Genomic DNA, 11,298 nt, shown 5'->3' on the forward strand with positions numbered 1-11,298 from the left:
AACTACGTTTCTTTGTCCTTTTTACTCGCTATTTAGGCAATAAGTCTGACAATGAGATAAATTTGAACAGCCGTAATCAACGGAAAACCAAATGCAAAGGTATTGTGCTGGGTTTTATGACGGAATAAGTACATCCCTAACACACCACCAGCTGCCCCACCAAAAATCGCTAGAATAAATAATGTTTTTTCGGCAATTCGCCATTCTCTTTTTATGGCGCGTTTTTTATCAATATACATGAACGCACATAGTATGAGCGACATAATGCCTACATACGAAAGTAAAGCTAGTTCCATACATATTCCACCCCTTATGAACAAATGCGCTAAAGCGCCTGTTTAGCCCCGACAAGCTGCTTGCGAGCCCGAAGTGAAGGCGCTCTCTTTGCCTTCGCCCGAGGACAGACCGCGACCTCGAGGGGCTGGCGCTTTAGCCTAGACGTTGCATTTACTTATTTGAATGTTATCCACATGGCGAATTTTTATAATTTCCTTAACAGTTAGAAAGTCACATCTGGCCCAAAATAGGGCGAGATGCTGTCCTTACTTATGTAGATAAGAAAGTTATACTTTCTTATCTACCAAAAAAGACTGATAGGAACGAATCCCTACCAGTCTTGAGCTGTTTGAAATTAAATTATTTCGCTACTTAAGTTAAATCGTCTGTTCGAAAAGTTCGAAGTTCTTATTTAGCTTGTGCAGTTTTAGCAGCTTCTGCTAATTGAGCGAATGCTACTGCATCAGTTACAGCTAGGTCAGCTAACATTTTACGGTTAACTTCGATACCAGCTAATTTTAAACCGTGCATTAAACGGCTATATGAAAGACCATTCATACGAGCTGCCGCATTGATACGAGTGATCCATAATTTACGGAAATCACGTTTCTTTTGACGACGGTCACGGTATGCATATTGACCTGATTTCATTACTGCTTGGTTAGCTACTTTATATAATGTATGTTTTGAACCATAATAACCTTTAGCTAATTTTAAAACTCGTTTATGACGCTTGCGCGTTACTGTTCCGCCTTTTACGCGTGGCATACTAATTACCTCCTGCTAATTCTTTCGAATGTTAGTTGTTTTTGTTTGAACGATTGTTCAACGATTATTTCATGTAAGTTAATAACGTACGGATACGTTTGAAATCGCCAGAAGTAGCGATTTTTGCTTTACGAAGCTTACGTTTCGCTTTAGTTGATTTGTTAGCGAATAAGTGGCTACCATAAGCACGGTCAAATTTTAATTTTCCAGTACCCGTCTTTTTGAAACGCTTCGCAGCTCCACGGTGAGTTTTCATTTTTGGCATGTCGATTTCCTCCTAAACTATTTCATCAAATAATTATTGCTTTTCGTTCTTTGGTTGAAGAACTAAGAACATGCTTCGGCCTTCCATCTTCGGTTTTTGTTCCACCGTAGATACTTCAGCACAAGCTTCAGCAAAGCGATCTAATACGCGCTGTCCGATTTCTTTGTGCGTGATAGCACGTCCTTTAAATCGGATACTACATTTAACTTTATCACCTTTTTCAAGGAATTTGATACCGTTACGTAGTTTCGTTTGGAAATCATGTTCATCGATTGTGGGGCTCAGACGAACCTCTTTCATCACGATGATTTTTTGATTTTTACGAACTTCGCGGTCCTTCTTTTGCTGTTCGAACTTAAATTTACCATAGTCCATGATACGAGCGACTGGCGGCTTGGCTTGAGGGGCCACAAGGACAAGATCCAAGTTTACACGAGTTGCAATTTCAAGCGCTTCGTTACGTGTTTTGACGCCTAGTTGATCTCCATTGTGATCGATTAATCGAAGTTCACGTGCGCGAATGCCTTCGTTTACATACATGTCTTTGCTAATAATAATCCACCTCCAAGGTAGTGTCGCGAATACATGGTTTGGTGTATAGTCTAACCCGGTTGAACGGTACACCTCTTTGTCGTGTCCATATAAGAAAGACACATCTCGCCCCAAAATAAGTCGAGATGATGTCCTTTCTTATGTAGGAAAAGGAAAGATTTACTTTCTATTTCCAACAAAAAAGGACGGACACTTGAGATGTCCGCCCGCTTATATATGTATACGCAAAGTCCTGCGTAAAACAATTCAACGTGTCATACCTGCTAACAGCTTTATGCGTTCATCAGGTGAGAAGCGGGCAGCCTCTACTTTCAAACTTTGTATTCATAACTTAAATAATCTTAACATCGCTATTAATAAGTGTCAATACTTTTATTCCATTATTTTTTTAAAATGAAGTTTTCAATACCCATCTTTCATATAAACGGTTACTTTTACTTTATCACCATTTGATGCTGTAATCGTTGTTGTCCCCTCTATTAAAGGCTTTAACAACGACACGCATAGTATGATTTTTTTGGATTTGCATAATCAGAACCACTCACCGGATTTGGGGGATAAGCAGTTATTTTTACAATAGATGTATCGTCAGCAGTGGGCGGTAATATTTTTTGATCTACATTAAAATGCTCATATAAAAATAGTTTATGACATCACTTCAAGAATTAATCACGTATATCTCAATAATTATACATTGTTAAATCGCTCAAGATTAGCGTACGCTTATATAGAAAGAAGCGGTTCACCAAAGCTTTTTCTACTATTTTCGCCATTTGCCCACTTGTTAAAAATCATATGGTAATTATTTTAAATAACTTTGCTTATTATGAGGACTTACTTAAATGGTACATAATTCCCTTAACAAATTAGAAAAACGCACCAACAACTGTTGATGCGCTTCCTCATTATTTTGCTACTTCTTTTTTAATATTGCTTAAGAACTCTTCAAATGATACTGTTTCTGAGTCTTTTGAGCCGTAACGACGAACGTTTACGCCGCCCGCTTCCACTTCTTTGTCCCCGATTACTAGCATGTACGGGATTTTTTTCATTTGGGATTCACGGATTTTGTAGCCTAGTTTTTCTTCACGATCATCCATTTCAACACGGATACCTGCAGCAACTAATTTCTCCTCGATTTCACGAGCGTAGTCATAGTGTACTGCGTTTGATACTGGAATAACCGCTACTTGAACTGGCGCTAACCAAGTTGGGAATGCCCCTTTGTATTCTTCGATCAAGAAGGCTACGAAACGTTCCATAGTTGATACTACACCACGGTGGATAACTACTGGTCGTTGTGGTTGACCATCTTCACCGATGTAAGAAAGATCGAAACGTTGTGGTAATAGGAAATCAAGTTGAGCAGTTGATAATGTTTCTTCTTTACCAATCGCTGTTTTCACTTGAACGTCTAGTTTTGGACCGTAGAATGCAGCTTCATCTTCTGCTTCGTAGTAATCTAAACCAAGCTCATCCATTGCTTCTTTTAACATGCGTTGCGCAGTTTCCCACATTTCATCGTCATCAAAGTATTTCTCTTTATTGTTCGGATCACGGTAAGACAGACGGAATGAGTAGTCTGTTAAATCAAAGTCTTTGTATACGTCAAGAATTAACTCCACAACTTTTTTGAACTCTGATTTAATTTGGTCAGGACGTACGAATAGGTGAGCATCGTTTAAAGTCATCCCGCGTACACGTTGTAGACCAGAAACTGCACCACTCATCTCGTAACGATGCATTGTACCAAGCTCTGCGATACGTAATGGTAAGTGACGGTAAGAATGCAGACCATTTTTGAAAATCATCATATGGTGCGGGCAGTTCATCGGACGTAATACAAGTGTTTCATTGTCCATTTCCATAGGAGGGAACATGCCGTCTTGATAGTGATCCCAGTGACCTGACGTTTCATATAAAGTTTTTGAACCAAGTACTGGTGTGTAAACATGTTTGTAACCTAATGATACTTCTTTATCTACGATGTAACGCTCGATTACACGACGGATTGTCGCACCATTTGGTAACCATAGTGGTAAACCTTGACCTACCGTTTGAGACGTCATGAATAAGTCTAATTCTTTACCAATTTTACGGTGATCACGCTCTTTTGCTTCTTCAAGCATTTGTAGGTGATGTTTTAATTCTTCTTTTGTGAAGAATGCAGTACCGTATATACGTTGTAGCATTTTGTTGTCTGAGTTCCCTCTCCAATAAGCGCCCGCTAAAGAAAGAAGTTTGAACTCGCGTAATTTACCTGTTGACGGTACGTGGATACCACGGCAAAGGTCAAAGAAATCACCTTGGTAGTAAATTGATACTTGGTCATCTGCAGGAATTGCTTCAAGAAGTTCTAGTTTGTACTCGTCGCCAACTTCTTCGTAAATCTTTTGCGCTTCGTTGCGCGATACAGCCTTGCGTTCAATTTCGATATTTTCAGCAATAATTTTTTTCATTTCTTTTTCGATTAACGGAAGATCTTCCATTGTTAGCGGTGTTTCTAGGTCAATATCATAGTAGAAACCTGAGTCAATAACTGGACCAATCCCTAGTTTTACTTCTGGGAATAAGCGTTTTACCGCTTGTGCTGTTAAGTGAGCCGTTGAGTGACGTAGGATTTCTAAGCTTTCAGGTGATTTTGGTGTAATAATTTCAATTGCAGCATCTTCTTCAATCGGCGTTTTTAGGTCGATCAAAACGCCGTTAATTTTACCTGCTAACGCTTGTTTGCGCAGACCCGGACTAATTGAGCCCGCTACGTCTTCAGTTGAAGCCCCGCGTGCGAATTCTTTTACCGCACCGTCCGGGAATGTTAATTTAATCATTTCTGACATGTGAATGTCCTCCTTTAGATTGTTTGTTGAGTATGAGGTGAGCGTGGGGTTATGAATTAGTTTCCTGAAGTTATCTATCACTTCCGAAAAATATCGATCAACCCACAAAATAAACACAAAAAAGCACCGTCCGCGTAAAGGGACGATGCGTATATGCTCGTGGTGCCACCCTTCTTCCTTCCGAGTTAAACTCGAATGAAGCTCAAGGTCAGTTAACGTACTGAAGAACGTTGACGGATTGGCCCCGTCACTGCTCCAAGGTAGTAAAGTATATGTCGTACTAGGAAGCTCCCAGCCTAGGCTCCCCTCTCTAAAAGTCGGTTCATAAAACTTCTTATCCTTTTCAAAGCATTTACAAATGTTTTAATTACTAGCAAAGTATACGCTCGTTTCGCACGAATTGCAACTGCCCAAGATTGAATTTTTTGTGCAATTAACTACGACGATTGGCGCCGTCCATTTGAATCGGTGTTGTCAGGGCCTTAATACGCTCCATAATTCGAGCAGCCTTCACTACCTCTACATCCCCACGCTGTGATTGCGCCAAATGATGCTCAAGACCCGCATAGTCAAAGTTGGACGTAATAAATGTCGGTAGTTCCTCGCTCATACGATAATGAAGAATCGTCCCTAAAATTTCATCGCGCGTCCAGCTTGATAATGTTTCCGCCCCAATATCATCTAGCATCAGTACTGGTGCCTTCTTCACATAATCAATTTTTTCATTCAAGGATTGATCTTGAATGGAATTTTTCATCTCACGTAAAAATTCAGGAACGAAAACTACGACTGAACGCACTTTAAAAGTTGCTAATTCATTGGCAATGGCACCAAGCACAAATGACTTCCCAACGCCAAACTGACCATATAAATAGAAGCCCTTTGCCGGCAATTCGCCTGTTTGCTTATATTGCGCAACAAAGTCCGCAGCTTTATCAGCAATACTAAGACGTGAATGATTATCAATCGCTAAATCTTTCAGCGTTGCCTTCAGTACGTCCTTTGGCATATGCATACTGGAAATCATATTCGCTACTTCTCGGCGCTCGTCCTCGCGTAGCTTTTGTTCACAACGTTCATATGTTACATCAATGACATTACGCGTAATGAACAGTTTCGGTACAAAGCCCTTTAGTAAATTTGTACAGTTTGCGGTACTGCCACAACCACAGCAGTCTGTTGCTTGCGTTGTATATTCATAAAGCTTCGGTAAACTACGCTCAACCATTTCCTTGTTTACGATTTGATCGTTTTCAGCTAAAAACTTTTGCACTTTTTCGTTTTCCAACGTGTCACGTCGCATTGCCTCATAACGTTCTTGAAATGAAGGAATGCGTGCTTGCACTTTTTTTAACGCTTCCTTAATCGGTTCGATGTTAGTTCACCTGCCCATCTTGTTGCCCTAATTTTTCTAATATTTTTTGACGTTCTTTTTCAAAATCCACTGAGCTATCTGCTGGTGTTGCCTCCTGCGCCTTATCATCGCGCTTGTAAAACCAATCCGGCACCTGCTCCTCACGATAATTTGTTTTGCGTCCTGGCTTACGTGTTTGGTTTGCCGCATTTGCTGCATTTGTCGATTTTGCCGTTTTTTCATTTTTCCACTGAGCGTATTTATCTCGCTCCAGACGCGCTAATTCCATCGCCTCTTTGGCAGTTTTTAAATCTTTACGGTTCCAATGGTCAGCAATTTGTTCCACATATTTACGCGGTAATTTCATATCGGTGGACAGCATGACATACTCAAGCAGCACATTGACGACTCCAATAGGCATGCCGTACTGCACAACCAAATCCTCTGCTAATTGGACAGATGCTGGAATCGGCTCCTTGCCATTATTTATTTCACGCAGCACTTGAAGTGGCGGCGTCGTTTCCAAATAATGGAGCCGTTCTTGCTCCTTCGATAGGTTTTGTGGTGTCATCGCAGGCTTTTGTCCAAACGTTTTCGCTAGCTTAGGTGCATCCTTTGAAATTGTGAGCTTATAATAATCCGCCGCCGCTTTTTTTAGGCGTTCTGTTGGAAGCTTCATATGATCATCTAAAGCTAAAATGACCACCTTCTGCATATCAAGTGGTGATAAATGATACAAAAAGGCGAGCTTTGCAATCATTTCGCGCGCCTCTACTGTTAACGCACTAGAAGGCACTAACTGCTCCGACAGGCCGGATTTCAATAAATTAAAATCAAATTGCTCATAGTAAAACGGATAATCTTGTTGCGACTTTTCAGGCTCCTCATAAAAATCTTTTGGTACATTCGTATGCACCGGTTTATAAACATCAATAAAGGAGCGCGTCACTTCCTCATACGATTCCTTACTCGTCTGTGTTAAAAAGCGCTGACGTAGCTTACGATATGCATGTTCACCAATTTTACTATATAAAAACATCGATAACAGAGGATCGTGGAAAAAGCTATGTGCATCAAGCGGGCGAACAAGTTCATAAATAAAACGTCGACTGTCTCCCCCGTCCTTACGCCATGTACGTAACAAGCCAATTGCTTCAAGTGCTACGCGTGCCTCGAACACCTTCCCGATTGGCATCGTTAGCACATTCATTAAATAATAATGTGTCATCTCATAGCTTGACGGATGCTCTGCCTCTGCCCATAGCGTTAAATATAAGCTAACTGGCTCTGCTCCCGTTAGCGGCTGATAAAATAATGTTAAAAGCTGACGTTCATTTGTGGATAATGCATGAGGGAGCGTTATTTCAAAATGATCAGTTGGCTGTAGTTCTTTATACAAATGAACCATTTCAAGTCCCTCCTAAAATTTATTTGTCTTTAGATTGGCGTAGAATTATCTCCTTTAATTCATCGATAAACACATTAATATCTTTGAATTGACGATAAACAGAAGCAAAACGCACATAGGCAACCTCATCGATTTTTGCAAGGCGGTCCATAACCATCTCACCAACATCTTCTGAACGGACTTCCGAATTTCCAATACGGCGTAAATCCTTTTCAATGGACATCACAATTTCTTCTAATACTTCGAGTGAAACAGGACGTTTTTCGCATGCTCGAATAAGCCCGCGTAATACTTTTTCGCGACTAAACTCTTCACGTGCCCCTTCTTTTTTCACAACGATCAAAGGTGTTTCTTCTATTTTTTCAAATGTAGTAAAACGAAAAGCACATGATTCACATTCTCTACGTCTACGTATTTCTTTATTATCATCTACAGGTCTAGAGTCTACAACGCGCGTTCCGTTGTACTGACAAGATGGACATCTCATAGCGGTTTCTCCCGATTCATTTCAATTTACTATTTGTATTATAACAAATAACATTATATGAGAAATAATAATTCACGCTTTATTAAAAAAAACGCTTTTAAGGTAGGATATATTTCCCTACCGTTTGTACTAGTATATGGCTTAACAAAGCGCCTCGCAACTTTAGGCAGTCACATCTCGCCCCAAAATGATGGACTTTCTTAAATACTAAAAAAACCTTCCCGAGCAATTTACGGGAAGGTTTAGAAATTCATTTACACTTATGCTTGAACTGTACTTAATGCTTTTGTTAATTTTTTTGCTAAGTCGACAACGCGCGCAGAGTAGCCCCATTCATTATCATACCAAGCAAGTACTTTCACTTTGCGAGAACCAATTACCATTGTAGTCAAGCCGTCGATTGTTGATGAGTACTTTGTTGTGTTGTAATCAGAGGATACTAAAGGCTCCATTGTGAAGTTTAAGATACCCTTCATTGGACCTGATGTTGCAGCACGCTCAAATGCAGCATTCACTTCTTCCACTGTAACGTCTTTCTGTAAGTCTACTACTAAATCTACTAAAGATACGTTAGGTGTTGGCACGCGTAAAGACATGCCGTGAATTTTACCATCTAATTCCGGTAATACTAATCTTAAAGCTTTTGCAGCACCCGTAGATGTCGGAATAATTGATTGGGCACAACCACGAGCACGACGTAAATCTTTATGTGGATTATCCAAGTTTTTTTGGTCATTTGTAAATGAATGAACTGTAGTCATTAAACCGTTTACAATTCCAAACGTGTCATTTAATACCTTTGCTACTGGAGCTAGGCAGTTTGTTGTACAAGATGCATTTGAAATAATGTCATGCTTAGAAAAATCAAGCTTATCATCATTTACCCCTAAAACAACTGTGATATCTTCGTTTTTACCTGGAGCTGTTAAAATAACTTTTTTGGCACCAGCTTCTAAATGCAATGCTGCTTTTTCGCGGTCATTAAATTTACCTGTTGCTTCTATTACGATGTCTACACCCATTGTAGCCCAAGGTAATTGAAGTGGGTCGCGCTCGCTAACAATTGCCACATGTTTACCATTAACAATTAATGAGTCTCCCACTGCTTCAATTGTACCGTCGAAAGTACCATGATTTGTGTCATACTTAATTAAATGCGCTAACGTTTCAGGTGGGTAACTCGCATTAATCGCCACTACATTTAAGTCGTCTTGCACAATCGCCTGTCTGAATACCATACGACCGATGCGGCCAAATCCGTTAATAGCAATAGAAACTGTCATTATTTTAATATCCTCCCGTAATATACATATTAATTATGTTTACTTTATATGGTCATTAGTATAACACATTAAACCGAAATGGGAACATTATTCGATTACATTTAAAAAGTTATTATATTCTGACAATGAAAATTAAATATAACGCTTATCTTCCTATATCCCAAATGCCTTAACAGTCCATTTTCCAAGAACAAAAGCGCTAGAAAATTCGAGTTGAATGCGCCATTTGCCTTCGCCCGAGGACAGAACACAAACTCGAGGGACTGGCGCCTTCACCTAGAAGTTACATTTCCTTATTGATATGTTCTCCACAAAGCGGAATATTATTATTTTCTTCACAACAAAAAAACTGAGTAAAAAGTGTCCGCTCATCACTTTTCACTCAGCTTCCTTTAATTAGGCTCTGTTAAACACAACAAACAATTGTGCAGTCACGCTAAAGGGCAACACAATACTGTTCATGGTGGCAATACCGCATGGATGTAGTTTATTGCTAACTTCACGCTATACAAGGCGTGATTGGATTGATCTTACACTCCAATATTCCCCATAAATATCAACAAAGAAATTTAACAAAACCTAAAATTAAATTACTGCCCAGTCTATTAAAATCTTCTTCAATTGCTGCGCTGTTGATTCAAGCGTGTCATTATTGAAAATGACCGCATGTGCACCCGCTTCTTTTACAGAAAGGGGGAGCTGTGAGGCAATACGTGCCGCCGCTTCTTGTTGTGTCAAATCATTACGCTCCATTAAGCGTTGTAATTGAACTTGTTTAGATACCGATACGACTAAAATCTTATCTACAAAATGCTGTAACTTACTTTCAAACAGTAATGGAATATCCATCACAACAGTTGGCGCACCATTTGCAATATGTTCATCACGTTGTCGTAGCATTTCCGCTCGGATCGCGGGGTGAATAATTGAATTTAAGACGTCTCGTTTTTCTGCATCATGGAAAATGATTGAGCCCACTTTAGCGCGGTCCATTGTGCCATCCTCACAAATAACGTCTACCCCAAAAGCATCTGCTATTTTCTGAAGTGTTGACTTACCTGGCTCAACAACGATACGGGCTACTAAATCTGCATCAACGATTGGGAGCTGATAGTCTGCTAGCATTTTTGCGATTGTACTTTTTCCACTTGCAATACTTCCTGTTAATCCAATAATCATGTAAACGACACCTCTATTTTTGGCAGTTTGAACAATACACCGACGTGCGACCGCCGATGACCATTGATTTTGTAGCATTCCCGCATGTCGGACAAACCTTTTTACCATACATTTCCAACCGGTGCTGCATGCCTCCAGCCTCACCATTTATATTACGGTAATCTGAAATGGTCGACCCGCCCGTATCAATGCTTTCCTGAAGAATGACACGAATTGCTTCAAATAACTTAATTTTTCGTGCGCGACTAATACGATTCGTTTTACGCCCAGGGTGAATATTCATTTTAAATAGCGCTTCTGTTGCATAAATATTTCCGCAACCTGAAATGACTTGTCCGTCCATAATCACTTCTTTAATCGGTTTATTTTCGTATTTCGCTTTTGCACATTGCGCTAAGAAAAATCCACATGCATCCTCGTCAAAAGGTTCCGGCGCCATTTGTAGCAGCGGCGGGTGATCTGCAATTTGCTTCACAAACCGTAGCTCTCCGAAGCGGCGAATATCTGAATACACGAGTAGCTCGCCCGTATTTAATGTAAGAATGGCATGCACATGCTTGCGGAATTTAACTTCTGTAATTTCAAGGACATCTTGAACGATAAACCACGCGCCAGTCATACCGAGATGATTGACTAAAACAAAATCTTCGCCGTCCTTTTCAATCGTAAAGAAAATATATTTCGAACGGCGATTAATTTCTTTAATGATCATTCCTGCAAGTACTTCTTCAAATAAATGTGGTTCAATATTCTTTACGATGCATTGCTTACCTGCATTTGTTGAGGCAAACACGACGTCGGATAACGCTACCCTTTCAATCGTTTTTCCTTCAACAACTGGCTTCAATGCGCGAACCACACCTTCTACTTCTGGTAATTCCGGCATAAT

Annotated in this window: 11 protein-coding genes and 1 other annotated feature; all 11 genes read right to left on the reverse strand. The window is 40.0% G+C overall.

Translation table 11 applies throughout. The annotated features are described in order from the left end of the window. Positions 1–32 precede the first annotated feature (32 nt). Positions 33–296: a DUF1294 domain-containing protein gene (locus MHH87_RS12630; RefSeq protein WP_340749660.1), complete on the reverse strand. Its 264-nt coding sequence runs from the start codon at positions 294–296 to the stop codon at positions 33–35. A 388-nt stretch (positions 297–684) separates the two neighbouring features. After that, positions 685–1,044: a 50S ribosomal protein L20 gene (rplT, locus tag MHH87_RS12635; RefSeq protein WP_340749661.1), complete on the reverse strand. Its 360-nt coding sequence runs from the start codon at positions 1,042–1,044 to the stop codon at positions 685–687. 64 nt (positions 1,045–1,108) lie between these two features. After that, complete coding sequence (gene rpmI, locus MHH87_RS12640; protein ID WP_340749662.1) at positions 1,109–1,309, reverse strand: 50S ribosomal protein L35; 201 nt, start codon at positions 1,307–1,309, stop codon at positions 1,109–1,111. A 33-nt stretch (positions 1,310–1,342) separates the two neighbouring features. Then, complete coding sequence (gene infC, locus MHH87_RS12645) at positions 1,343–1,849, reverse strand: translation initiation factor IF-3 (RefSeq protein WP_340750988.1); 507 nt, start codon at positions 1,847–1,849, stop codon at positions 1,343–1,345. Positions 1,850–2,032: 183 nt separating this feature from the next. Beyond that, positions 2,033–2,178 (reverse strand) — a sequence feature (ribosomal protein L20 leader region). A gap of 588 nt (positions 2,179–2,766) precedes the next feature. After that, complete coding sequence (thrS, locus tag MHH87_RS12650; protein ID WP_340749663.1) at positions 2,767–4,698, reverse strand: threonine--tRNA ligase; 1,932 nt, start codon at positions 4,696–4,698, stop codon at positions 2,767–2,769. Between the two features lie 433 nt (positions 4,699–5,131). Then, a complete protein-coding gene (gene dnaI, locus MHH87_RS12655) occupies positions 5,132–6,043 on the reverse strand; it encodes a primosomal protein DnaI (protein WP_445683094.1) in 912 nt (303 codons plus the stop codon). Positions 6,044–6,074: 31 nt separating this feature from the next. Continuing rightward, on the reverse strand, positions 6,075–7,460 hold the full coding sequence (locus MHH87_RS12660) for a replication initiation and membrane attachment family protein (RefSeq protein WP_340749664.1): 1,386 nt from the start codon (positions 7,458–7,460) through the stop codon (positions 6,075–6,077). 19 nt (positions 7,461–7,479) lie between these two features. Further along, the gene (nrdR, locus tag MHH87_RS12665; protein WP_340749665.1) at positions 7,480–7,947 is read right to left on the reverse strand and encodes a transcriptional regulator NrdR; all 468 of its coding nucleotides are present in this window, start codon (positions 7,945–7,947) and stop codon (positions 7,480–7,482) included. A 260-nt stretch (positions 7,948–8,207) separates the two neighbouring features. Next, the gene (locus MHH87_RS12670; protein ID WP_340749666.1) at positions 8,208–9,230 is read right to left on the reverse strand and encodes a glyceraldehyde-3-phosphate dehydrogenase; all 1,023 of its coding nucleotides are present in this window, start codon (positions 9,228–9,230) and stop codon (positions 8,208–8,210) included. A 585-nt stretch (positions 9,231–9,815) separates the two neighbouring features. After that, entirely contained in the window at positions 9,816–10,409 is a 594-nt protein-coding gene (gene coaE / locus MHH87_RS12675) for a dephospho-CoA kinase (RefSeq protein ID WP_340749667.1), read from the reverse strand. Between the two features lie 13 nt (positions 10,410–10,422). Next, complete coding sequence (mutM, locus tag MHH87_RS12680; RefSeq protein ID WP_340749668.1) at positions 10,423–11,295, reverse strand: bifunctional DNA-formamidopyrimidine glycosylase/DNA-(apurinic or apyrimidinic site) lyase; 873 nt, start codon at positions 11,293–11,295, stop codon at positions 10,423–10,425. Between the last annotated feature and the right edge of the window lie 3 nt (positions 11,296–11,298).

The organism is Solibacillus sp. FSL H8-0538 (genome assembly GCF_038003525.1).
Lineage (GTDB): Bacteria > Bacillota > Bacilli > Bacillales_A > Planococcaceae > JBBOPI01.